Source organism: Rummeliibacillus sp. POC4 (genome assembly GCF_003576525.1).
GTDB lineage: Bacteria > Bacillota > Bacilli > Bacillales_A > Planococcaceae > Rummeliibacillus.
The window spans coordinates 1-26,172 of the sequence record NZ_QWUA01000033.1; the positions used below are offsets into that span (position 1 = coordinate 1).

A 26,172-nucleotide genomic window follows, 5' to 3' on the forward strand; every position below is an offset into this window, starting at 1 on the left:
CCCTTTTTTACAGGCTATAGAAATACTTATTATCTATTTAATGTATTCTGACGTTATGAATTTAGCATCTAACTATATAAAACGATTTTCGTATTTTGAATAATCCGTATCCTTATATTAATAATGATGCACCAAAAAAACTCCAATCCTATTAGAATTGGAGGTTAATGGTCTCTTTAAATAGCAAATCCCAATTATGCCGTTGTTTTTACAAATCGCTTTGAACCCGCACTCTTTGCAGGTGGGTGTCGTATTTGAAACTTTAAAAGTCCCATTACAGGCATGTTTGCCATTCCAAAATGACAACTCCCAACGATATTATGTTCGGTCAAAACTGATTAAGTTTCAACAAACATATCAGGATTTGCTGTTGATTTAATACTAACATTAATGTTCAGAAAAATCAAAATAAATAATGATAATTATCTGTTAAATTTGAAAATAAATCTCCCTTTTCTATACATAAAAAGAGGATATCCCATAAGTGTGATTACACGCTTATAAAGATATCCCCTTATTTAAAAGCTTTTAGATGAGTCTAGTCTTCGTCGGCTAAAGTTTTAGTACGAATGTGTAAGTCATCTAATTGAGCGGTTGCAACAGAACTTGGAGCATCTGTTAGTAAGCAACTTGCTGAAGCTGTTTTAGGGAATGCGATTGTGTCACGTAAATTATCGCGACCAGCTAATAGCATGATGAAACGGTCAAGACCGAATGCTAAACCACCATGTGGAGGAACGCCGTATTCAAATGCATCCATTAAGAAACCAAATTGTTCTTGTGCTTGTTCTTGAGTGAAACCAAGTACTTTGAACATTTTTTCTTGTAATTCTTTTTCATAGATACGAAGTGAACCACCACCAAGTTCGTAACCATTTAATACGATATCGTATGCTTGAGCACGAACTTCGCCAGGAGCTGTTTCCATTTTATCAAGATCTTCATCAAATGGACGTGTGAATGGGTGGTGAGCTGCAGTATAGCGTCCTTCTTCTTCTGAGTATTCAAGTAATGGCCAATCAGTAATCCATAAGAATGCGAATTGTGATTCGTCAATTAAGTTTAATTCTTTACCTAGTTTTTTACGAAGTGCACCTAGAGCATCAGCAACAACAGATTTTTTATCTGCTACGAATACTAATGTATCTCCTGGTTCTGCTTTCATGCGTTCAACTAATTTTTGACCATATTCATCTTGGAAGAACTTACCGATAGGACCTGTAAGACCATCTTCAGTGACTTTAATCCATGCAAGACCTTTTGCACCATAACGGCCAACGAATTTTGTTAATTCATCTAAGTCTTTACGAGAATATTTGTCGTTTGCACCTTTAATGTTAAGACCTTTAACTTGGTTACCTGCTTCAACTGTTTGAGCAAATACTTTAAAGTTACATCCATCAACAACATCTGTTAAATCGATTAACTCTAAACCAAAACGAACATCTGGTTTATCTGAACCATAGCGAGACATTGCTTCGTCATATTTCATACGTTGGAATGGACGTGGAATATCGATTCCTTTAATTTCTTTCATCACTTTTTGGATTAAGCGTTCGTTAATATCAAGAATTTCTTCTTGTGTTAAGAAACTCATTTCCATATCGATTTGAGTGAATTCTGGTTGACGATCAGCACGTAAGTCTTCATCACGGAAACAACGAGCGATTTGGAAGTATTTTTCAAATCCAGATACCATCAATAATTGTTTAAATAATTGTGGTGATTGTGGAAGTGCATAAAATTCACCTTCGTGAACACGTGATGGAACAAGATAATCACGAGCACCTTCAGGAGTTGATTTTGTTAAGATAGGTGTTTCCACTTCTAGGAAGCCTTCATCTTGTAAGAAGTTACGTACAACTTTTGTTACGTCAGAACGTAATTTAAATGTTTTATACATTACAGGACGACGTAAATCTATATAACGGTATTTTAAACGTAAATCTTCGTTTACTTGGATACGATCTTCAATTTGGAATGGTGGTGTTTTTGATTTGTTGATTAATGTTACTTTATCAACATAAACTTCAATCATACCAGTATCTAAGTTAGGGTTAACCATATCTGGTGTACGTGGACGTACTTCACCTTCTACTTCGATAATATATTCACTACGGAATGTATCTGCAAGATCTAGTGCCTCTTGAGAGTTTTCTGGTGTGAACACAACTTGTGTTAAACCAGTACGGTCACGTAAATCGATGAAGATTAAACCACCGAAGTCACGACGATATTGTACCCAACCTTTTAATACGACGCGCTCGCCAATATTTTCAGCGCGCAAAACTCCACATTCATGTGTGCGTGTTGCCATGTATGATTCCTCCAATTAATGTGTTTGTAAATAGTTTACCAAGTCATGGAATGGTACTTTTTCTTGGTTGCCTGATTCCATATTTTTCACACTTGCAGCATTTTCTTCTAGCTCTTGTTCGCCAAGTACAATCACCCATTTAGCACCTTGACGATCAGCTGCTTTCATTTGTGCTTTCATTTTACGACCTGCGTAATCTAGTTCTGTCGCAATACCTTTTGTACGGAAAGTACTTGCAAGCTCTACAGCCTTTTCCTTTGCTGCATCGTCCATTGCGACGATGAATAGATCAAGTGAAGAATCTGTATCAAGACTCTTTTCTTCAGCTTCAAGAGCTAGTAATAAGCGTTCAATACTCATCGCAAAACCGATACCAGCCACATCAGGACCGCCAACTTCTTCAACTAGTCCGTGATAACGACCACCACCACAAAGTGTTGTAATTGAACCAAAACCTTTTGATGTACTCATAATTTCAAATGCTGTGTGGTTATAGTAGTCAAGACCACGTACAAGGTTAGGATCCACTTCATATTCGATTCCTAAAACATCTAAATAATGTTTTACTTGCTCAAAGTAAGTTGCTGATTCTTCGTTCAAGAAATCTGTTAAAGCAGGCGCAGTAGCCATTAATGGGTTGTCGTGATCTACTTTACAGTCCAAAATACGAAGAGGGTTTTTCTCTAAGCGATTTTGGCAATCAGAGCAAAATTCATGAATATGCGGTTGGAAGTGATTAATAAGTGCTTCACGGTGCGCATCACGAACCTCCTTGTCACCTAGTGAGTTAATGACTAATTTTAAGTCTGTTAAACCAACAGCACGATAGACATTCATCGCTAGTGAAATAACTTCTGCATCAATAGCAGGGTCTTTACTGCCAATAGCCTCAACGCCAAACTGTACGAATTGGCGATAGCGACCTGCTTGTTGGCGCTCATAGCGGAACATTGGACCAATATAAGATAATTTAACTGGTTGGTCAGGTTGACCGAACATTTTATGTTCTACATAAGCACGAACAGCACCGGCTGTACCTTCTGGGCGAAGTGTTAAAGAACGACCACCACGGTCTTCAAATGTGTACATTTCTTTTTGAACGATATCTGTTGTATCGCCTACACCACGTTGGAATAATTCAGTAGACTCGAACATTGGCGTACGAATTTCTTCATAACGATACGTATGGCATAAATGACGAATAATTCCCTCAACTTTTTGCCATTTTTCTGATTGACCAGGCAGAATATCTTGTGTGCCTCTAGGTACTTTAAAACTCATAACAGTCTCCTTTCTATATTTAATAGCTCAACCAACTAAGCTGCCAACTCAATTTCGGATAGTTTGAATAATTGAGATTGTCTAAAATCCCAAAGAAAAATAAAAAAGCCCTCATCCCCTGCATTACGCAAGGGACGAGAGCTATTAAGCTTCCGCGGTTCCACCCTAGTTGATCTAGCTAATACTAAATCCTCTCAAATCGGATAACGGCCGATACCGTTTTCCCCTACTAGATAAATCGTTCGAAGAAAAGCCTCTCAAGTGTTTTTCACTAATCAGTACTATAGAAAAGCTTTCAGCCACGTCTTTTCCTCTCTAAAAAGTACTTTTTGATCGTTACTTTCTTGGTCATAGGCATACATTTTTTCTTAAAGATTACTTCATATGATAACATTTCAGCGAAATATGTCAACTGTTTGAAAAAACTTATAGTTTTTTATCTCTTTTCATCTTACAATGGAAGAAAGGAGGAAGAAAATGAATACTATTAAACTAAATACAGCGACTATTGTCTCAATTTGTCTAGTTTTAATCTTTTCAATGTTCGCAGTAGTTCCCAATGCAAATGCCGCTTATACGAAGTTAAAGGTTACTGCAACTTCGCTTAATATTCGAACTGCTCCTAACACTAGTTCAAAAGTCATGACGACTGTAAAGACGAATACTACTTTGCTAAAGGTAAAGAAAAGTGGAAATTGGTATCAAGTGAAGTATAAAAACAAAACGGGTTGGGCTTCTGCCAAATATTTAAAAACTGTCAAAACAACGGTTTCAACCGCATCAACTACTTCAAAAATTGTTACTTCTAAGACGGACAACCTTAATATTCGAAAATCCAATTCCATTAACTCTAAATCATTAGGAAAATTAAACAAAGGAAAAACTGCTACATATATCCAACAAAAAAATGGTTGGGTAAAGATTAAAACTTCAAGTATTACTGGTTGGGTTAGCGCTACATATGTAACAATTTCTAACAAAGCTAAAACTACAAGTCCTAAAATCACAAATGCAAAAAAGAATTTATACTTTGTCGTTACAGCTAACTCTTTAACTGTAAGATCAAAACCAGATTCGTCTTCAAAATTTTTAGCTTATGTAAAGAAAAACGAATCTCTATTAGTTTCTCGTATTGCTAGTAATAATTGGGTTGAAGTAACATACCAAACAGGAAAAAAAGGTTGGGTTTCTGCAAAGTATGGTACTCAAAAAGTTAAAGAACCTACTACAAGTTCTATCACTGTTGTTGTACCAGAAGAAACTACCTACTATTATGTTACAGAACCAACCGGTCTAACAATAAGAGATAATTATAGTGCAAGTGCTAAATCTCTTGGACAAGAAGTACCATTTGAGACAAAGGTCCAAATTTTAAAACAAGCAAGTAACGGATGGATTTATGTCAATTACGATGATATTGAAGGTTGGATTAACGGTAGTACTTACTATGGATTTGCTTCCACAAAGAACATAACATTTACTGCTGAAAAACCATCTAAAACAAAATACTTTGTGATGAAATCTGGTACTTTAAATGTTCGCTCTTTACCAACTACTGCAGCTCCTTCTCTTGGTAAAGTTTCGAAAGGAAACTACTTTAAAGTTTTACGAGTGTCTAATAATAATTGGGTTGAAGTTCAATATACATCAAAACAAAAAGGTTGGATTTCAGCGAATACCGCAAGTAGTAATATCACTACTAAGAAACCAACAACAACCGTTTCTGACAGTGTTAAAGGCTCTCTAAAAGGGATCAAAATCGTCATTGATGCAGGCCACGGTAAACAAGATAACGGCGCTTCTGGTAATAAGGTTGTAGAAAAAACATTAAATTTAAAAGCCGCAAAAGAAATTCAGGCTGCGATTGAAAAAGTTGGCGGAACAGTGTACATGACACGTACTAATGATGATCAGTTCTTAACACTTGATCAGCGTGCTGCCTATGCAAAACAAAAAGGTGCAAATGCCTTTATTAGTGTTCATCACAATTCTGCTAGTCCATCTGCTACTGGCTATGAAAGTTATTATTCAAGTTCAGCTAAAGTAAGTAGTAAAAAATTTGCAGAAGCCATTCACAACGGTATTAAAGATGCTGTTGAAGAAGAATACCCTCATTACAACGATCGTAAATTAAGAGCAATGGACTTTTACGTTGTAAGATATAATTCTGTTGTTTCTGTACTATTAGAACTAGGCTTTGTGTCAAATTCTTCAGACGCTAAATTAGTAAATACGAATGCATATCGTGAAACTGTAGCAAAAGGTGTTGTAAACGGTCTTTTATCTTATTATGGTCGTGATTAACATCTAATGAAATGCCAACAAAAAACACCTGATTTATAATCAGGTGTTTTTTGTTTACTTAGATTCAAGAATAATTGTAACAGGTCCATCATTTGTTAGTTTTACATCCATCATTGCACCAAAGACACCTGTTTCAACATGAAGTCCCAGTGCACACAGAGTACTATTAAAGTATTCCCATAGACCAAACGCTTCTTCAGGGCGGGCTGCATCTGTAAAACTTGGCCGATTCCCTTTTCTTGTATCAGCATATAAAGTGAATTGGGAAACAGATAAAATGTCTCCCCCATGTTCTTTAATAGAGTGATTCATCTTACCTTCATCATCTTCCCAAATACGCATTTTAACAATTTTCTTTGCTAAGTAATCTGCATCATCTTTTGTATCTCCATGTGTAATTCCAACTAATAACACATATCCTTGATCAATTTTCCCTGTTACTTTTCCATCCACTGTAACAGATGCTTCTTTACTTCGTTGCAAAACGACTCTCATTAAAATATCTCCAATCTTAGTGCATTACACGTTGAACAGAATAGACATCTGGAATTTGTTTTACGCGATCTACTACTTTGTATAGATGTTGAATATGTTTGATTTGTAAAGTTAGACTAATGGTAGCAATTTTATCACGATCAGTTCGTGCACTAATACCACTAATCGAAGTTTTCGTTTCTGTAACGACTTGTATCACTTCGTTTAACAAGCCTACTCGGTCAAAGCCTGAAATTTCAATATCTACATTGAATAATTTATGTTGTTCTAAATTGTGTCCCCATTCAACATCGATTAATCGTTCACGATCTTCTGATGTTTGGATATTCGAACAATCTGCACGGTGTACAGAAACACCACGACCTTTTGTGATAAAGCCAACTATGTTATCACCTGGTACCGGATTACAACAACGAGATAAGCGAATGAGTAAATTATCCAATCCCTTAACAATTACACCTGTTTCAGTAACCTTTTCTTTTGAAGGTGCTTTCATCTCTTTTGTAATTTTCTCTAAAGTTTCCTCTTGACTACGTTGTTTTCTGACACGCTCAGCAAGGCGATTAACGACTTGAAGAGCCGTCATACCATTAAATCCTACAGCTGCAACTAAATCATCTTCGTTGGCATAATTCATTTTCTCACATACACGTTTAAAGTTTTCAGATGTAAGAATTTCTTTTGGGTCAAACCCTTGTTCAATGATTTCCTTTTCAATCATTTCTCGACCTTTGTTGACATTATCTTCACGCAATTGCTTTTTAAAGAATTGCTTAATCTTATGCTTTGCTTGTGACGATTGTGCAATATTCAACCAATCTCGGCTCGGTCCAAATGATTGTTTAGAAGTCATAATTTCTATAATGTCACCTGTTTTTAAAGGTGTATCAAGAGGCACCATTTTCCCATTTACTTTGGCACCAATTGTTTTGTTACCGATTTCTGAGTGTACACGATAAGCAAAATCAATTGGTACTGAACCTGATGGTAATTCAATAACATCACCTTTTGGAGAAAATACATAAACCATATCAGAAAACAAATCGAATTTAAGAGATTCCATAAATTCTTCTGCATTAGAAGACTCATTTTGGAATTCTAAAATTTCACGGAACCAAGTTAACTTATTATCAATATTCGATTTATTATTATCTACTGTTTTGCCTTCTTTATATGCCCAATGCGCAGCAACCCCGTATTCAGCAATTTTATGCATATCTTTAGTACGAATTTGGACTTCTAGAGGATCTCCATATGGCCCTATTACAGTTGTATGAAGTGATTGATAAAGGTTTTGCTTTGGCATTGCAATATAGTCTTTGAAACGACCCGGCATTGGCTTCCAAAGCGTATGGATAATTCCTAGTACTGCGTAGCAATCTTTAATACTATCCACAATGACTCGTACAGCTAGCAAGTCGTAGATTTCGTTAAATTGCTTGTTTTGCAATACCATTTTGCGATAAATACTATAAATATGTTTCGGACGTCCTGATAAATCCGCATTAATGCTGATATCATCTAGTTGAACATGAATTTCATCCATTACAGATTTTAAATAGTCCTCACGTTCAACTCGTTTACGTTTCATCAGATTGACAATGCGGTAATATTGCTGAGGATTTAAATAACGAAGAGCAGTATCTTCTAACTCCCACTTAATAGCTGAAATTCCTAGACGGTGAGCTAATGGAGCAAAGATTTCAAGTGTTTCTTTTGAGATACGGCGTTGTTTTTCGACTGGTAAATGTTTTAACGTTCTCATATTATGTAATCTGTCTGCTAATTTAATGAGAATGACACGTATATCTTGCGCCATTGCTACGAACATTTTGCGATGATTCTCGGCTTGTTGTTCTGCTTTTGACTTATATTTAATTTTCCCTAATTTTGTAACACCATCTACAAGCATTGCGACTTCTTCACTAAATTGTTCAACCAGGTCTTCTCGTGTGACAGGTGTATCCTCAACGACATCATGCAAAAAACCTGCTGCAACTGTTTCTGGATCCATTTGTAAATTCGCCAAAATACCTGCAACTTGTACAGGATGTAAGATATATGGCTCACCTGAACTTCTGAACTGTTCTTTATGTGCATCCTTTGCCAGTTCATATGCTTTTTTTACGAATGCAACGTGTTCTTCATTCATATATGATGTTAGAATTGAGAAAACTTCTTCTACTGTCATCACTTGATCTTTCGCCATGTTAGCCCACCCTATTTCATAATTTTTCCGATTAGGTATAAAGTTAATTGTATAAAAAAAATAGCCTATTTGTAAAGGCTATTTCCTCGAAAAAATTGATAATTCGACAAATTTCACATAGTTTTGAAGCAATATCTTCAAGGATTCACAATATGTATTAAAAATCATAAAAGAAAACCCTCATGCAAATGCAATGAGGGCTAAAAGATTAGTATTTCATAAGTGTAAAGACATCATAATTTTGAATTTTATCGCGGCCATGTAATTCTTCTAATTCGATTAAGAAAGCACATCCGACAACTTCCCCACCAAGTTGTTCAACTAAGCGAATTGCCGCATCTACTGTACCACCAGTAGCTAGTAAATCATCTACGATTAATACTTTTTGACCTGGTTTTACTGCGTCTTTATGCATTGTCAATGTATCTTTACCGTATTCAAGGCCATAATCTGCAGTAATGACTTCACGTGGTAATTTACCTGGTTTACGTACTGGTGCAAAACCTATTTCAAGTGCATAAGCAACCGGACATCCTGTGATAAATCCACGTGCTTCTGGACCTACGATCAATTCTGCTCCAACTTTTTTTGCATATTCTACAATTTGGTCGGTTGCATATTTATATGCTTTACCATTATCCATAATTGTTGTGATATCTTTAAAAGAAATACCTTCTTTAGGCCAATCTTCTACGATTGTCACATATTGTTTTAAATCCATTATTATTGTTCCTCCTCAGAAACTGATTGACCATTTAAACGAAGGTCAAACCACTCTCTTAAATCCTTATAGGGTGCATACAATAGGGTTTGTTCTAAATCCATTTGTTGCGCGCGTTGTTGATAGATTTTCGCACTTGTTAACTCTTTTTTCGGTGGATGATCTACAACTTTCGCGAGTCCATTCTCTATTGTAACAAATCCAAGTTCAAAAAACACCTGTGTCATAAAAATAAGCATATCTCGGCTCCAACCTTTATGCTTTGCCAACTCATTTAAATGTTGTCGTAATTGAAATACTTGTCTTTTTCTTAAAAAAGTATAATACCAGACAAACTGCTCTCTTGTAGGCATTCCATCAAAATAATGAGAATCTGGGATGTAAAAATGTGCATAAATTCTGCTTGGTTTTACATTTTCTAAAAGCTGCTCTAACATTTGAACATTTTGTGGCAAATCTAAAACTACAATATATTTCATACAACTTTCTTCTGATATATCATCCGAATAACTTTGAATTTTTTTAGGTATTAAAGATTCATAATAGTTTAAAGTTTCTTCCCTGAAAGCTATAAAAGTTGCACTTTCAAGTGGGATTGTTTGGAGCCACCTAGCAACTTGTCTAATTCCTCTAAGATCAAATAATTGCCATTCATCAGTATGAACATCTTGTAACATCAATTGTGGCTTCTTTTTGCCATTCCATTCATTAATTTGTAAATCGCCTGCAAAGTATACTTTGATACCATATGTTAACTCGTCAGCAAGATACCCTTTATGGAATCCTACAGCATCAAGTTCATAATTATTTGAAACTATTTGTATTTTTATATGATCTTCGTTAGCACCAATTTTTCGCATTGATTGGATTGAAGCATCTTCAATTCCATAGACAGGTTTAGCAAAGCTAGTGCCAAACGGTCCAAGCATACGTACATCTTCGATTGCATGTATATCAATTTCCTCAAGAGTAAGCGGTATATCAATATCTAAAACAGGTGTTAAATCCTCTTCTGTTAAACATTCTCTAGCTTGCTTGTCTAATCGATAGCGCAGTTCGTCAACATCTTCCATTGCGAGTGTCATCCCTGCAGCCATAGGGTGCCCCCCAAAAGCCGGTAAGATATCTCTATTTTTTGCAAGCTCTTTATACATATGGAATCCTTCTATAGAACGTGCAGAACCTTTGGCAATCCCTTTTTCCACATCAACTGAAAGTATAATAGTTGGTCTGTAATATTTTTCTACTAATCTTGATGCAACTATTCCAACTACTCCAGGGTTCCATCCTTCTTCTGCAATGACTAATACTTGTGAATTTCCAATTTCTTCATCATTTTCAACCATTGTAATAGCTTGTTCAGTTATATTTTTAACCATTTCTTGCCGTTCTTTGTTCTGCTCGTTCAAATATTCGGCCATCGACATCGCTTCAGACATATCTTGAGACATTAAGAAGTCAACACCAGGAGCTGCATCTCCCAATCTTCCTAATGCATTTAATCTTGGCGCAAAAGCAAAACCAATTGTTTCTTCATCAATTTCTTGTTGATTTACACCGGATACTTTGGCTATTGCTTTAATAGCGGGTCTCGTAGAATATTGCAGTGCTTCAATACCAGCTTTTACTAGATATCGATTTTCATCTAATAGTGGAACTAAATCGGCTACAGTCCCGATTGCCGCAATTTCCAATAAGTGCTTTGGAAATTCTCCATATAATGCGTGTGCCACTTTAAATGCAACACCTACACCAGCCAATTCTCCAAAAGGATAATGTCCATCTGGGTGTCTTGGATGGATGATAACATCTGCTGGAGGTAGTGTTTCACCTGGTTCATGGTGGTCCGTGATGATTACATCCATCCCTAACTCTTTAGCCAACTGAACTTCTTTGTTTCCAGCAATCCCATTATCCACAGTAATAATAAGTTGATAGCCTTTTTCATGTGCTTCTCTAAATAATCTTTCACTAGGCCCATAACCATCGGTAAATCTATTTGGAATCATATGTGAGACATCAGCTCCTAAATCTTGAAGCGCCGTTTTCATCACAGTTGTACTTGTAATCCCGTCAGCATCGTAATCCCCATATATTAATATTTTTTCTCTATTTTGTATGGCTTTATTTATTCGTTCAACAGCTTCTTTCATGCCGTGCATTTCAAATGGGTCATGGATAGCATGCTCATCTATCATTAAAAAAGCACGAGCTTCTTCAATTGTTGTGAAACCACGTGCTACTAAAATTTTTGCTGATATAGAAGAGATTTTAAGTCCGTCAACAAGATTTTTCACTAGTTGTTCATCTGGGCGATTAATACGCCATCTTTTTTCAGTTGCTGTCATTATGTCACTTCCTCATGAAATTCATTATACAAAATATATGCTCATTATTGAAAGTAGAATACTATTTTAAATCGAATGCGTGGATGATAGAGATAGAATAGCCAAAGAAAAGAGACATTTTCTGTTTAAGTTTGAACAAAAAGCGTCTCTTTCCATTTTGGAAAATTCGTTATTATAAATGTTTGTTATTCAGTTTCTTCTACATTACTATTGTTTCTTTAAATTATTTTAAGACATATTCAATTGCAATTGGTCTAGATAATTGTTTTCCTTTTGAAGTTTTGACACCTTTGTTATTTATGAAGATTACGTAATTTCCTTTCGCTAACGTTTTGGTTGTTGATAGTTTAATTGTTTTTCCTTTTGTATCCTTTTTAAGTTTAAAACCAGTTATTTTTTTACCAGCATGAATAATCGACACTTTACTTGTTGTTAATGTTTTAGTTTTTAAAGCTGTGCCAAATGTAATAGTTGTTGTTTTTTTTGATTTAAGACTTTTTAAGTTTGATGCTTTTACATAACTAGATGTTGAAGTAGAAGAAATAATAACTAGTTTTATCTTCTTATTATAATTAGAGAGCAATTTTTTTTGAGACTTTGATAAACCTTCTCTTATTGAATAAAGGTAGGCAAATTGTGTTTGGAACGTTAATGATTGTCCTTTTTCAACTCTAGAAATCCAACTTGTAATAGTATTTCTATATTTTTTTATGTACTGTTCCTCTACAGTTGGTTTTATCGTTGTAAAGGCAATATCTTTACCTGCTGAAGCAATATTATTAGCACTCACTGATTCAACTAAAACTTTGTAGGTAGTACCCTCTTTTAAATTAGTAAAAGTATAGTCATGTCCTGTTGTTGTAGCAATTCGTTTATTATTTATATATATATTATATTTTTCAGAAGGTATTATAGATTTTTCTTTGGGCGCAAATGAAATCATTGCTGAATTTTCTGTGATGTTATGAACTTCAAGCTTTTGGACGTCATCTGGTGTTGTTAAATTATAATTCACTAAACCATATCCATAGTATGGATCTTTTCCTTTACTTCCTAGATCAATTGTGTAATTTCTGAGAACTTTACGAAGCTTTTCGTTATTATAATCTGGATATTGCTGGGTTAGTAATGCTAAAATGCCCGTAACATGAGGAGCAGCAAAAGAAGTACCAGAACCTTTTTCGTATTTGCCATTAATTCCTAAGCTATAAATATCACTTCCTGGTGCTGTAAATTCCACCTTTGAACCGGTGTTTGAAAAATAAGAAATCTGATTGCTACGATCCACTGAAGAAACAGCAATCACACCATCATATCTTGCAGGATATTCTACATTTTTTCCGATACCATCATTTCCTGCAGCAGCGACAATTGTTAAACCAGCGTTATAAGCTGCTTGGATCGCATTTTTTAAGATTGGGTCATCATCTGGAGTTCCAAGCGACATATTAACAATATCTATCTTATTTTCAATCGACCATTCAAGTGCTTTTAATATAGATTCCATACTTGCTCCATCTTTTTCAAATACTTTTAGACTATATATCGTAGCATCCGGAGCAATCCCTACAATATTGCCGTATAATTGGCTTGAAGTTAAACTTGCAGCAATGATTCCTGAGACAAATGTGCCATGCCCATCTATATCATATGGTGAACTATCATCAATACGAGTTGTTGGATTATCATCTACAAATGAATATCGCTTCACATTAGGTAATGAGCTATTGATAGCCACACCTGTATCAATGACTGCTACCTTTACATTTTGCCCTGTTAAACCGGAAGCCCATGCTTTTTGTGCGTTAACCGCATTGATATTCCAATTTGGTGTAATTGTTGTAAGTATTGAACTAGATGTATTTTCGATTTGAAGTGTTGCTGGTTTTTTTTCAACAACTTTAATACCAGATGTCCCCTTTAAAGAATCGATTGCTTCTTTTGTAAAAGAGCCTTCAATTGTATGTAGATTTTCATATGTATGTTCCGTTTTAGTTGCCTGTTCTAAAACTTGCTTTTTACCGTCGTCATCATTATAAACAATCATCACATTTTGATATTGCTCATCTTTTGCTTGAGAAAATAATGGGGAAATCACGAAAATAATACACATTGTCAAATATGCTATAATCCATTTTTTTGTACTCATCATTTACTTCTCCATTTTCTTTTAAAATTTAGCACATCCCACCACACCAAATTTTTACGCGTCCGCAAAAGTAGTTCTAATAACCTTATTTTATTACATATTAAGTACTTTATACACTTTTATAATATCATAATTTTATGCCTATTTTAATACTTTATTAATACTATCCAGTAACATTTATACTATTTTTTTTAAAATAAAAACCAACCTACTGAAATACAATAGGTTGGTTTTTCATTTTTTAAATACTGGAGAAATAGATTACACTACAGGCTCGTCTGATCCCCATTGTTTTTTCTTTTTATCTACATCAACATGCCCTTTTTTCTTCATTTCACGTACTTTTAATACGTACCAAATTTGGGCTGCAATGTAGATAGAAGAATACATACCTGTTACTAAACCAATTAATAACGCGATTGAGAATGTGGATATAGAGCTTGCACCGAAGATTAATAGCGCTACAACTACTACAATTACGGTCATAACTGTATTAACAGAACGTCCTAAAGTTTGACGTAATGATTTATTGACAATATGCGCTAAATCGTCAGCATCTTTAATCTTCTTAACGCGATGTAAGTTTTCTCGAATACGGTCAAATGTTACGATTGTATCATTAATTGAGTAACCGACAATGGTTAATACAGCTGCGATAAAAGTAATGTCTACTTCTATACGGAATAGACTGAATATCGCTACCATAAAGAATACGTCATGAAGTAATGAGGCAATTGCACCAATACCCATTCGCCATTCGAATCGGAAAGCGACATAAATAATGATACCAAGTGCTGCCCAAACTAATGCTTTTACAGCATTTTTCGCTAATTCTGTACCGATTGTTGGTGAAACTGTACTAATACTAGGTGTATCACCATATTCTTTTTTGAACTCAGCATTTAACTTTTTAACATCATCTTTTGAAAAATCGTGTTTATATCGGATGACTGCTCGGTCATTTTTGTTTCCTGAAATGACAATATCATCTGAAGAAAAACCAATTTTATCAATATAAGATTCTACATCATCTTTCGTTAATGCATGATTAGATGTAACTTCAACACGAGAACCATGTGTGAAATCAATACCAAGGTTCAGTTTGAAAATACCTAGTATAATCATACCTGCGATGATTAAGACTGCTGATAATGCGAAGAATTTATTGCGATTGTGTACAAAGTCGAAACGATCGAAATGTGTTGATAGATCAAGTGTATCAACACCCTCTTCAATCTTATGAACACGAGATTTTTTGACACCAAATAATCCAACTTTTCCATCTAAATAACCACTATTAACAAGCAATCCTAATAGGATACGTGTACCCCATACAGCTGTTAAAAAGCTGACTAAGATTGAAATGATTAATGTTGTCGCAAAACCTTTAACGGAGCTTGTACCAAAAGCAAATAATACGCCAGCTGCAAGTAACGTTGTAATATTCGCATCAAAAATCGCAGTGAATGACGATTTTGAGCCCGAATGGAACGCAGCTTTTACAGATTTACCAACACGTAATTCTTCTTTGATACGTTCATACATAAGGATATTCGCATCAACTGCCATCCCTATCCCAAGAACTAAAGCAGCAATACCTGGTAGAGTTAAGACTACATGAATCCAGTCAAACAATACTAAAACAATAAATGTGAAAATAGTAAGTGTAATATCTGCTATTAAACCTGGTAAACGATAAACCAATAACATAAAGATAAAGATTAGCGCTACACCAATAATACTAGCAAATACTGTACTATTTAAAGCTTCATCACCGAACTGTGCACCAACAGAAGTTGAATACATTTCAGTAAGTTTAGCAGGAAGTGCACCAGCATTTAAAATACCTGCTAAATCTTTAGTTTCTTGTACTGTATAATTACCAGTGATTTGAACATCTTTTGAATTGATTGTTTGAGTAACTTGTGGATTAGATTCAAATCTAGGATTTTTTTTCAAAACTTCTTTTTTATAAGAATCTTTTCCTTCATCGAAGTCTAACCAAATTACCAATAAATTATTAGGTGATCCCATTGCAGCAATCTTGCTAGTTACTTGACCAAACTTATCAGGGTCTTTCAGTTTAAGTGTAACCATCGGACGACCTTCTTGGTCAAATGCTGCTTTTGCTCCTCCTTGTTGCAAATCATTACCGTCTAATAACACTTTGTCATTGACGTCACGGAAAGTTAGATTTGCTTGGTTTGAAAGAACTTCACGCGCTGATTCTTGGTCCTTTACACCTGCTAATTGAACACGGATACGATTTCCGCTTTCAATTTGGATGCTTGGTTCACTAACACCAAGAACATTGACACGTTTACTAATGGCCTCTGCTGTTGCTTTAACATCACTTTCCGTAATTTTCTGTCCTTTTTTCAACGGTTCTACTTGATAAAGAACTTCGAAGCCGCCTTGAAGATCTAGGCCTAAGTTAATATTACTTAGTACGCCTTTAACGGTCGTTCCCATAAGTGCGCCAATTACAACGACAATCATCAGGAACGCGACGATTCGGCTTTTTAATTTCATTAAAACTTCCTCCTCAAACAATACCGCGGTATTACTAATGACAGTAGACAATTCTTAATGTCCGTTTTGTTAGCTAGTTGTCCTGTCACTACTTTGTATAGAAGTGTTGTCCTAGTCAGTAAACTATCTTCCAATTACGAGCATGAATTGCCCTTATGAAGCGTAGAATTCTTCTAAATACATAATTCTAATTCTATTGATTCTAGCTTACATTTTATTGCATAACACGTTTATTATGAAACAGGTTTGTCTACCTGTCAAATCAATCCCATATACTATTTACAATTTTATGAAGAAATTTCTTGTGAGCTTGAGTTTCCTTTACCTATTAATAATTGAAATTCTTCTTCGTTAATAGGAGCAAACCAATTTGAACTTTTTAGTTCTTCTACTTGTGTGAAAGTCATATACTGAGCAGCAGTTAAAGAAAATATATCTTCAATTACTTTATGTAAAGCTAAATCGGATTCATCTATCTTTCTCCATTTTTTAGAAACCAAAAATCGCCAAATATCTTGTTCAGTAATATGTTTTAAACCTTCCATCTTAAAATCAGCTTTTCTAATCGATAGGACAGGTAATACTTTTTGAAACAATTGCTCATATTGAACTACCAATATACTCACGTCCTTTTCAGTATTTTGAACGTACAAGATTTATTCTTCCGATGAAATTGTATATATAGAAAGAAGGGACCTTATGACTTCATTTTTCCATGGCACATTTTTATTAATGGGAGCGGTTCTACTCTCTAAATTATTAGGATTCTTATATCGAATGCAATTTATGCGAGTTGCTGGTGAAGACGCTGTTGGAGTTTACATGACAGCATATCCAGCATTTATATTCTTTTTATCCCTTGTCCAATTAGGTATACCAACTGCCATTGCGAAAATCGTTGCAGAACTAGAGGCAAAAGGTAAAAGAGTTGAAATTAGTAAGTTAATGCGAACATCAAGACTATTAAGCTATATATCTATACTTATTTTCTTTCCACTTATACTATTATTCATCCCGTATTTAGCTGAAAATCTCTTACATGATAATCATGTGCGAATGCTTTTATATGTCTCATTGTTCACTGTTCCACTTTCAATTGCTTCTGCTCTTTTGAAAGGATTATTCCAAGGCCTTGCACGTATTGAAGAAACAGCTTGGTCCCAAACAATCGAACAAGTCATTCGAATTGCAATGATTACATGGCTTTTACCATATGGCGTTGTACAAGATAACCCAGCTATGACAGCAACCTACGCAATGGTAATTACAGGGCTCGCTGAAGCAGCTGCTCTAATCTATTTGTATTGGAAATATTTACATGCAAAACAAAAAGGACTCGTGCTATCATCGACTGGTTATTCTTCTCCAAAACCGATTTTAGATATTGCGTTACCATCAACAGGTAGTAGACTATTTGGATCTTTTACTTGGTTTTTAGAACCAATTGTATTTTTAAAAGCTTTGACTTTAGCAGGATTAACCGCTGCAGCTGCAACAAAGCAATATGGCATTATTTCAGGTGTGCATATACCATTATTGCTGTTCCCATCATTTATTCCTTTTGCTTTAGCTGTTGTACTAATTCCCGCAGTAAGTGATGCTGTCGCCCGAGGCAATCAATCATTGCTAAGAGAGAGAGTGCATATCGCTCTAAGATTATCTACAATTGTCGGTTGCTTCAGTGCTGTTTTCTTTTATCTATATGGTGATGAATTTGCAACCAAGCTTTTCCATCTATCAGAAGATAGAGGGTATATGAAATTATTAGCACCTATTTTCTTCTTTTATTATATTCAGAGCCCATTAAATTCTATCTTGCAAGCATTAGATGAAGCAAAAGCTGCTATGATGAATTCTGTATATGGCGGAGTTGGCAAACTTTTAGTAATGCTCGCTCTCGCATCTCAACCAGAAATTGCGGAAACGGGTGCTGTTATTGCAATCGGTTTTGGTGTACTCATCACTTCCTTCTTGCATATCGCAACTATTCGAAAAAAGAAATATGTCGATACCGGGTTTAAGTTATTTATCATACCTTACTGGGCTTCCATTTTAATCGTTGTTTTTCGCGAATACATTATTCCTACTTCTCAATTTAACCTATGGATAAATGGTTCGATTACTCTTGCGATCATATTTGTTGTACTAATGTTTACCAATCAAATTCGTATCAATGATTTTCGTTACTTAACGAAGACATTAAGAAAAAGACTATGATTTCAATTGGACATGGATCTTACCATCTTCAAAACAACAGTAAAAAATTTTACTATGATCGTCATGTCCAATTTTACTTAATTCACTTCTTAACCATCGTTCGCTTTTTTTGATTAATAATAGATGTCTTTTTTGAATCTCACCGTCTACTATTAATGGCAAAATTGGCGGTAAATTATCCTTCATAAATACCGACAGATTTCCGGATGGTTCTAAAAATGCATACGCTATTTTTTGTACAGAACCTATGTCTTTTTCTCTAAGCTGTTGGAACAAATCATCTAAATTATAACGCTGTCTTTTCATCTCTTTTTCTAAAAGTACACCATCACGAATAATTATTGTTGGATCACCATCTATTTTATCACGAACTTTCTTACTTTTTAAGGAAATAAATGAAATAGTTACTTGTATAACTAATAGGATGATCATTGGTAAAATGGATTCAAATAAACTTCTTTTCGGGTTATCCACTGCAAACGAAGCTACATCTGCAATTAATATAAAAATCACCAAATCCATTACGCTTAATTCCCCAACTTCACGTTTCCCCATTAACTTGAAAATAATTAAAATGACAAAGTATAGGAAGAACGTACGAAATGCGATTATTATAAAATCGTTCACATCATGACCCCTTTTTAACTTCTATCCTTTGTCTTTCCCATAAAATTATGCATTATAACAAAAGAGAAATTGCAACTATTACTAATCCACACATAAGTAATATAAAAACAATGAACCCTAATGAGCGAATCCATTTTGGTTTAGTAGGTACTCTAACACGATTGCTTCCTGAACGATTTTGAAACATACGCTGTTTTGCAGTCAAGCGTGCATGAATCGTATCATCATCAAATCCTAACTGTTCAATTTTCTTATGAATATTGTGTTGTTTTTTAGACACCGTCACTGCTTCCCTTCAGAATGGTATACTATTAACTTCTTCAAATATGGAAAAAAGCCTTTATTTCAAGAGAAATAAAGGCTTTTTAATGTATAAATAGTATTGAACTCACAATATTATTTATACGATAATAATTATTTATTAAATTATTTTGTAGCTGTTGCTCCATCTAGTACTTTCCCTATTGCAGCACGTTCAAAACGTAATTTTGAGCCATCTTCAACTTTGATCAACACTGATGAGTCATCGATTGCTTCGATTTCACCGTGTAAACCACCAATTGTAACAACCTTATTACCTTTTGCCAAACTATTTTGCATTGATTGAGTATTTTTACGTTGTTTTTGAGCTGGACGAATCAACATAAAATACATTAACGCAAAAATAATAATCATCGGTATTAGACCTTGTAAACCTTGCATTTATATCCCCCTTTCTATCTCTAGCATTTATTATACAAGAATTAGAAATTTTTTGCATTTGGTTTATTAAAACCATATTGTTCAAAGAATTCTTCACGGAAGTCACCAAGGCGATCTTCACGGATTGCTTGACGAACTTGACGCATCAAATCTTGTAAGAAGTATAGATTATGATATGAAGTTAAACGAATACCAAATGTTTCATCTGCTTTGATCAAATGACGAATATATGCACGTGAATAGTTTTTGCAAGTATAGCAATCACAGTTAGGATCAAGTGGTCCAAAGTCACGAGCATACTTAGCATTTTTCACAACTAAACGTCCTTGACTAGTCATACATGTACCATTTCGTGCAATACGAGTTGGTAAAACGCAGTCAAACATATCAATACCACGAATGGCTCCATCGATTAATGAATCTGGTGAACCTACTCCCATTAAATAACGTGGTTTGTTGGAAGGTAACAATGGTGTCGTATATTCAAGCATTCTATTCATAATATCTTTTGGTTCACCAACTGATAAACCACCAATTGCATAACCAGGGAAATCAAGAGAAACTAAATCCTTCGCAGATTGTTTACGAAGGTCTTCGAATTCCCCACCTTGTACTATCCCAAATAACCCTTGGTCTTCTGGACGAGCATGCGCTTTTAAGCAACGTTCTGCCCATCTTGAAGTTCGTTCCACAGAATTCTTCATATATTCATACGTAGCTGGATATGGAGGGCATTCATCAAATGCCATCATAATATCTGAACCAAGAGCATTTTGAATTTCCATTGATTTTTCTGGGCTTAAGAAAAGCTTGTCTCCATTTAGATGGTTACGGAAATGAACGCCTTCTTCTTCAATACGACGAATATCGCTTAAACTAAATACTTGGAAACCGCCTGAGTCCGTTAAAATTGCTCGATCCCAGTTCATAAATTTGTGTAGCCCACCTGCTTCACGAATAATTTCGTGACCTGGACGAAGCCATAAGTGATACGTATTACTTAAAATAATGCCAGCACCCATTCCTTTTACTTCTTCTGGCGACATTGTTTTAACTGTTGCTTGTGTGCCAACTGGCATAAATGCTGGTGTTTCAAAGGAGCCGTGCGGTGTATGCACAATTCCTAACCTTGCACCTGTTTGCTTATCTGTTTTAATAAGCTCATATCGAATTGCTTGAGACATGTATTAATTTCCTTTCTTTGCTTTTGGTCGGATGAACATTGCATCACCGAAACTGAAGAAACGATATTTATTTTCTACAGCAATTTTATATGCATTTAACACATTTTCACGGCCTGCGAGTGCACTGATCATCATAACAAGCGTAGATTTTGGTAAGTGGAAGTTTGTAACCATTCCATCAATTGCTTGGTATTCAAAACCTGGGTAGATGAAAATAGTTGTCCAACCTGATTCTGCAACAATTTGGCCATCATTACGATGTGCAATTGTTTCAAGAGTACGAGTAGAAGTTGTTCCAACTGCGATGACACGTCCGCCATTTGCTTTTGTATCATTGATCACTTTTGCAGTTTCTTCAGATAGGTTATAAAATTCTGCATGCATATCGTGTTCTTCGATATTTTCAACACTTACTGGACGGAAAGTACCGATTCCGACATGTAATGTTAGGAATGCTACTTTTACACCTTTTGCACGAATTTGATCTAACAATTCTTCTGTAAAGTGAAGACCTGCTGTTGGAGCAGCTGCGGATCCAAGTTCTTTAGAGTAAACAGTTTGGTAACGTTCTTGATCTTCTAGTTGTTCATGAATATATGGTGGTAATGGCATTGTACCAAGTTTTTCAAGAATTTCGATGAAAATTCCTTCGTAATCGAATTTAAACATACGGCCACCGTGTTCTAATTCGCCAGTACATGTTGCTTTTAGTAAACCGTCACCAAAAGTGATTTCAGTACCCACTTTTACACGTTTAGCTGGTTTTACAAGTGTTTCCCATTGGTCATCACTTGTTTGTTTTAATAATAATACTTCAATATGAGCACCTGTTTCTTCTTTCACACCGATTAAACGTGCAGGTAATACTCGAGTATTATTTAGAATTAGGCAATCCCCTTCATGTAATTCATCCAAAATATCACGGAAATGATGATGGGAAACTTCACCAGTTTCACGATCTAACACCATAAGACGACTAGAAGCACGGTCTTTTAATGGTGTTTGTGCGATTAATTCTTCTGGTAAATAGTAATCAAAATCTTCTAATTTCATGTTAAACTTCCTTCTTATTATTTGGTTTGTTAATGGATTTATAGAAATATCCAATTTCACATCAAATTATGACCCTGATGGATAAGCAAAGCCAAAATGTTCATATGCAAGTGCAGTAGCTATGCGACCTCTTGGTGTTCTTTGGATAAAACCAATCTGCATTAAATATGGTTCATATACGTCTTCAATAGTCATCGATTCTTCTCCAATGCTTGCGGCAATAGTATCTAACCCTACTGGTCCCCCACGGAAGCGTTCAATCATATTCTCAATTAGTTTATGATCTATATGATCTAATCCAAGCGGATCAACTTGAAGAAGTTCTAATGCGTCTTGTGCTAATTTAAGGGTAATATCACCGTCTCCAATTACTTGAGCATAATCACGCACTCGTTTTAAAAGACGGTTGGCAATTCTCGGTGTTCCACGAGAGCGCCTTGCAATCTCTCCTGCTGCAATTTTATCGATATTCACTCCAAACAATTCAGAGCTTCTACGAACAATTTCAGTCAATGAATATTCATCATAGTAGTCTAAACGTAATAATACACCAAAACGGTCTCTAAGTGGAGCAGATAGTGCTCCAGCTCTCGTTGTTGCACCAACTAATGTAAAAGGAGGCAAATCTAGTCTTACTGAACGTGCTTGAGGTCCCTTCCCTACTACAATATCTAAACAAAAGTCTTCCATAGCAGGATATAAAACTTCTTCAATAGCTCGTGGTAATCGATGAATTTCATCGATAAATAAGACATCTCCCGGTTCAAGTGAACTGACAATAGCAGCTAAATCTCCTGGCCTTTCAATCGCTGGGCCACTTGTCATACGAATATTAACGCCCATTTCATTGGCAATAACTGCTGCCAACGTTGTTTTACCAAGTCCAGGAGGTCCATATAGCAGGACATGGTCAAGACTCTCTTCGCGCATTTTAGCAGCTTCTATGAAAATCTTCAAATTCTCTTTTACTTTATCCTGCCCTATATATTGCACAAGGTTTTGGGGACGTAACGACAATTCATACTGATCATCATCTTTTGTAGCTTCACTTGAAACGACACGGTCATCCATTGTATTACCTCCTTTCTATCTACTGTTGTTTTAACAAAAGTTTCAAAGCTTGTTTCATATACTCTTCTGTTGTGCTTAAACGATTATCTTCATCCAATTGTGGGTGAATCTTCGTAAGCTCTCTTTCAGAATAGCCAAGAGCACTAAGGGCTAAAAGCGCCTCCTCTAATTCATGCTTATTCGGATTTACACCGAACAATGGTAATTCGTCGTCAGCACTAGGTAATTCTATATCTCCAAGTAAACTATCTAACTTCCCTTTCAAATCTAAAATCATTTGTCTAGCTGTTTTCTTACCGACTCCAGGGAATTTTACTAGGAATTTTTCATCCTCTTGTTCAATAGCAGAAATTACTTGACTAGGGTTACCACTTGCTAATATTGCCAATGCACCTTTTGGTCCAATTCCTGATACTTGAATAAGTTTGCGGAATAATTCACGTTGTTCTAACGTTTTAAAAGCAAATAATAGTTGTGCATCTTCACGTACATGTAAATGAGTAAAGACCTTTATTGTTTCCTTATTCACTTGAAATGCAAATGGATTTGGCGTATATAATTGCCAGCCAATCCCTTGTTGCTCAATCACAATATATTCAGGCGTTACACGAGTAACAGTCCCCATTATGTAGTCATACATAGCAATTCTCCTTTTGTTCAACGCTATCGATTATAGCATAATTTTATATATGTCATAAAACGTCAACCTACTTTAATAGTGAAAAAAGATAGGCCAAAACCGGCCTATCCTAGAAAACTTGCTTTTATACTATTTTCACTTACCACAATCATACCACAGTTTTGGCCATGAAGAGAGCGCGACTTCCGTAAAGCTTATTAGTTCTTCTACAAATGCCTGTTGTCTTTCCGTTATTACGTTTTTTACATACATCCATTCACGTAATAACTCGTTAGGAAAACGTAATGTCTGTAAGTATGTTTCTGGTACTCTTTTAAGTGATGGTTGTTCTCTAAGTAATGCATTTAAATTGTAATTTACGTTTGGCAGTACCCGATGCATCCACATAATCAGTTCTTCCTCTGGGTGCCCATAAGAAGCCAAATCAAAATCTATTAAAATGTTTTTCCCATTCGAACTCTTTAAAAAGTTATGATGTACGATATCTCCATGAAGTAATGTCTTTTCACTTTTTAAAGGTTCTAGGTGTTTAAATCCTGCTAACGCTTCTTGAGCATATAAGATTAACTGATTACAATTGTCTGCACCAAGGTATACAGATACTTGTGTATAATGCAACATGAATTTCTGTAACCTTTCTTGCCATTTAAGTCTCAAATCATATGTTGGTAAACGAAATTCTTCTTTTGACCAATCTATTTTTTCTCCGGTTTGATGTAGCTGATGTAAAATTGCTAGAGAATTTGTACGATCCAATCTGGATTGATAATTAAATGCTCTAGCATTTTTTATCCATGGTTGTATAAGTATGTTTTTATCTTCTAACTTAACTTCTGATAACGTATGCGGAAACTGAATGTCAGCAAGACTTTCATGAATCGCTTTTACTTTTTTAGCAACCGCTAAATTATCGTACTTTTTCATAACAAATTCTTTTTTATCTAACTGACAATGCCAGACATTAGATTTAATCTTCTTTTTCACGTCGAAGTTGCTCACGTATTACCACTCATTACCTGCTTGCGGGAAATCTTGCATGTAATATGGTTGTGGTTGTGGATAATGATGAACTGGTGGATACGGTGAACAACAATGTCCATGTCCAGGCCACATCATATGTTGGTATGGCATTGGCTGATAAGACATTGGTGGTGCAAAGTTCCAAGATTCAGCATGCTGTGCATAAGGAATCGCCGGCATGTTCTGCCACGCATCTACTTGTTGCTGTTGAGTAGTTTCATATATTGATGATTCACATTCTCTTGTAGATTCTGGCATATTCCAGTTTGGCACAGCCATTGGCATTTCTTCCATTGGTGACATCATGGATTCGGACCATTGTTGAGCCATATTCTGTGTTGGCCATTGCTGCATCATTGGCGCTGGCTGCATTGCTGCGGGCCATTGCTGCATCATCTGTGCCGGCTGCATTGCTGCAGGCCATTGCTGCATCATTTGATGTCCACCACAGCCACACGGTTGTGGTTGTGCTACGATTGGTTGACATGGGATTGGCATTGGTTGGCATGGAATTGGCATTGGTTGACACGGCATTTGCACCGGTACTGGCATTGGCATTGGTGGTGGAGTAGGGATCGGGATTGGTGCTGGCATCTGGACTTCCTTTGTACATGGTTCACAGATTGGTTCCTGCTTATTTTCATGTTCCGGTTTGATAAAGAATTCCTCCTCATGTTGTTCTATTATCTCGATTCTTGCTCTGACGGGGCGGGCTTCTTCATATGGATGTATATGAGGTATTGGTTTGGGTTCTTCAATTGGTATAGGCATTTCTTTTGGAGGTGCTTTTGGTTGCTCTTTTACTTTAATCGGCTGTTCTTTTGGTCTTACAATTGGTTGCTCTTTTGGTTTTGGTAAGACTGGTTGTTCTTTCGGCTTTGAAATTGGCTGTTCTTTTGGCTTTGGTGCCACCGGCTGTTCTTTTGGTTTTGCTATCGGTTGCTCTTTTGGCTTTGCTACTGGTTGCTCCTTTGGTTTTGGTGCCACCGGTTGTTCTTTTGGTCTTACTACCGGTTGCTCCTTCGGCTGCGCTACAGAAGATTCTTCCACCTGTTTCTGAGGTAATTCCTTTTTGGGCGCATCAGGTAAAAATAATTCCATTCCTGGAACAATGTAATCAGGATTAGCTAAATGGGCGTTTAATCTTTTCATGTCCTCAAAAGGAACACCGTATTGCCTTGCGATTTTCCAGAGAGTTTCGCCCTTTTTGACAGTATGAACGCGCACGTTTTTCCTCCTTCCGTCTCTATACAATATGAAAAGCATCATTATTTGGACACTCGAATCTTATTTGTTTACGCC

The 26,172-nt window shown here is 35.7% G+C and carries 20 protein-coding genes, 1 other RNA gene and 1 other annotated feature; of the genes, 2 read left to right on the forward strand and 19 right to left on the reverse strand.

The genetic code is table 11. From position 1 onward, the window contains the following. Window positions 1–183: 183 nt before the first annotated feature. The 3 genes from ssrS to hisS form a co-directional block, all read right to left on the reverse strand. A non-coding RNA gene (ssrS, locus tag D1606_RS11470) (6S RNA) lies at window positions 184–367 on the reverse strand. A gap of 171 nt (window positions 368–538) precedes the next feature. Then, the gene (aspS, locus tag D1606_RS11475; protein ID WP_119416153.1) at window positions 539–2,317 is read right to left on the reverse strand and encodes an aspartate--tRNA ligase; all 1,779 of its coding nucleotides are present in this window, start codon (window positions 2,315–2,317) and stop codon (window positions 539–541) included. Window positions 2,318–2,332: 15 nt separating this feature from the next. Then, window positions 2,333–3,598 carry a histidine--tRNA ligase gene (gene hisS, locus D1606_RS11480; protein ID WP_119416154.1) on the reverse strand — a complete coding sequence of 422 codons (1,266 nt, stop codon included), beginning with the start codon at window positions 3,596–3,598 and terminating at the stop codon, window positions 2,333–2,335. A 127-nt stretch (window positions 3,599–3,725) separates the two neighbouring features. Further along, window positions 3,726–3,959: a binding site (T-box leader), on the reverse strand. Window positions 3,960–4,075: 116 nt separating this feature from the next. Between hisS and D1606_RS11485 the strand changes: the two genes are divergently transcribed. Further along, window positions 4,076–5,902, forward strand: coding sequence for an SH3 domain-containing protein (locus D1606_RS11485; RefSeq protein ID WP_158582364.1), 1,827 nt, complete (start codon window positions 4,076–4,078; stop codon window positions 5,900–5,902). Between the two features lie 54 nt (window positions 5,903–5,956). Here D1606_RS11485 and dtd read toward each other — a convergent pair whose 3' ends face one another. From dtd to D1606_RS11520, 7 genes are all read right to left on the reverse strand, one after another. Next, on the reverse strand, window positions 5,957–6,397 hold the full coding sequence (gene dtd / locus D1606_RS11490) for a D-aminoacyl-tRNA deacylase (protein WP_119416156.1): 441 nt from the start codon (window positions 6,395–6,397) through the stop codon (window positions 5,957–5,959). A 16-nt stretch (window positions 6,398–6,413) separates the two neighbouring features. Then, entirely contained in the window at window positions 6,414–8,606 is a 2,193-nt protein-coding gene (locus D1606_RS11495; RefSeq protein WP_119416157.1) for a RelA/SpoT family protein, read from the reverse strand. 208 nt (window positions 8,607–8,814) lie between these two features. Then, window positions 8,815–9,327: an adenine phosphoribosyltransferase gene (locus D1606_RS11500; protein WP_119416158.1), complete on the reverse strand. Its 513-nt coding sequence runs from the start codon at window positions 9,325–9,327 to the stop codon at window positions 8,815–8,817. A gap of 2 nt (window positions 9,328–9,329) precedes the next feature. After that, entirely contained in the window at window positions 9,330–11,675 is a 2,346-nt protein-coding gene (gene recJ / locus D1606_RS11505) for a single-stranded-DNA-specific exonuclease RecJ (RefSeq protein ID WP_119416159.1), read from the reverse strand. A 223-nt stretch (window positions 11,676–11,898) separates the two neighbouring features. Continuing rightward, window positions 11,899–13,824 (reverse strand): S8 family serine peptidase, encoded by a 1,926-nt coding sequence (locus D1606_RS11510; RefSeq protein ID WP_158582365.1) that lies wholly within the window; start codon window positions 13,822–13,824, stop codon window positions 11,899–11,901. A 261-nt stretch (window positions 13,825–14,085) separates the two neighbouring features. Next, window positions 14,086–16,356 carry a protein translocase subunit SecDF gene (secDF, locus tag D1606_RS11515; protein WP_119416161.1) on the reverse strand — a complete coding sequence of 757 codons (2,271 nt, stop codon included), beginning with the start codon at window positions 16,354–16,356 and terminating at the stop codon, window positions 14,086–14,088. Window positions 16,357–16,643: 287 nt separating this feature from the next. Continuing rightward, window positions 16,644–16,973 (reverse strand): post-transcriptional regulator, encoded by a 330-nt coding sequence (locus D1606_RS11520; RefSeq protein ID WP_158582366.1) that lies wholly within the window; start codon window positions 16,971–16,973, stop codon window positions 16,644–16,646. A gap of 82 nt (window positions 16,974–17,055) precedes the next feature. Between D1606_RS11520 and D1606_RS11525 the strand changes: the two genes are divergently transcribed. Then, entirely contained in the window at window positions 17,056–18,573 is a 1,518-nt protein-coding gene (locus tag D1606_RS11525) for a putative polysaccharide biosynthesis protein (RefSeq protein ID WP_119416163.1), read from the forward strand. On the opposite strand, the gene D1606_RS11530 is transcribed toward D1606_RS11525, so the two are convergent. From D1606_RS11530 to D1606_RS11570, 9 genes are all read right to left on the reverse strand, one after another. Next, window positions 18,568–19,200, reverse strand: a complete 633-nt coding sequence (locus D1606_RS11530; RefSeq protein ID WP_119416164.1) for a DUF421 domain-containing protein — start codon at window positions 19,198–19,200, stop codon at window positions 18,568–18,570. The two genes, D1606_RS11525 and D1606_RS11530, sit on opposite strands and share 6 nt — an antisense overlap. A 52-nt stretch (window positions 19,201–19,252) precedes the next feature. Continuing rightward, window positions 19,253–19,486 (reverse strand): hypothetical protein, encoded by a 234-nt coding sequence (locus D1606_RS11535; RefSeq protein WP_158582367.1) that lies wholly within the window; start codon window positions 19,484–19,486, stop codon window positions 19,253–19,255. 140 nt (window positions 19,487–19,626) lie between these two features. Further along, on the reverse strand, window positions 19,627–19,902 hold the full coding sequence (gene yajC, locus D1606_RS11540) for a preprotein translocase subunit YajC (RefSeq protein WP_119416166.1): 276 nt from the start codon (window positions 19,900–19,902) through the stop codon (window positions 19,627–19,629). Window positions 19,903–19,943: 41 nt separating this feature from the next. Continuing rightward, window positions 19,944–21,086 carry a tRNA guanosine(34) transglycosylase Tgt gene (gene tgt / locus D1606_RS11545; RefSeq protein ID WP_119416167.1) on the reverse strand — a complete coding sequence of 381 codons (1,143 nt, stop codon included), beginning with the start codon at window positions 21,084–21,086 and terminating at the stop codon, window positions 19,944–19,946. Between the two features lie 3 nt (window positions 21,087–21,089). Then, complete coding sequence (queA, locus tag D1606_RS11550) at window positions 21,090–22,139, reverse strand: tRNA preQ1(34) S-adenosylmethionine ribosyltransferase-isomerase QueA (protein ID WP_119416168.1); 1,050 nt, start codon at window positions 22,137–22,139, stop codon at window positions 21,090–21,092. A gap of 66 nt (window positions 22,140–22,205) precedes the next feature. Continuing rightward, entirely contained in the window at window positions 22,206–23,210 is a 1,005-nt protein-coding gene (gene ruvB, locus D1606_RS11555) for a Holliday junction branch migration DNA helicase RuvB (protein ID WP_119416169.1), read from the reverse strand. Window positions 23,211–23,229: 19 nt separating this feature from the next. Beyond that, complete coding sequence (gene ruvA, locus D1606_RS11560) at window positions 23,230–23,850, reverse strand: Holliday junction branch migration protein RuvA (protein WP_119416170.1); 621 nt, start codon at window positions 23,848–23,850, stop codon at window positions 23,230–23,232. Window positions 23,851–23,985: 135 nt separating this feature from the next. Beyond that, window positions 23,986–24,849, reverse strand: a complete 864-nt coding sequence (locus D1606_RS11565; RefSeq protein ID WP_119416171.1) for an aminoglycoside phosphotransferase family protein — start codon at window positions 24,847–24,849, stop codon at window positions 23,986–23,988. A 3-nt stretch (window positions 24,850–24,852) separates the two neighbouring features. Then, complete coding sequence (locus tag D1606_RS11570) at window positions 24,853–26,097, reverse strand: LysM peptidoglycan-binding domain-containing protein (protein WP_158582368.1); 1,245 nt, start codon at window positions 26,095–26,097, stop codon at window positions 24,853–24,855. Between the last annotated feature and the right edge of the window lie 75 nt (window positions 26,098–26,172).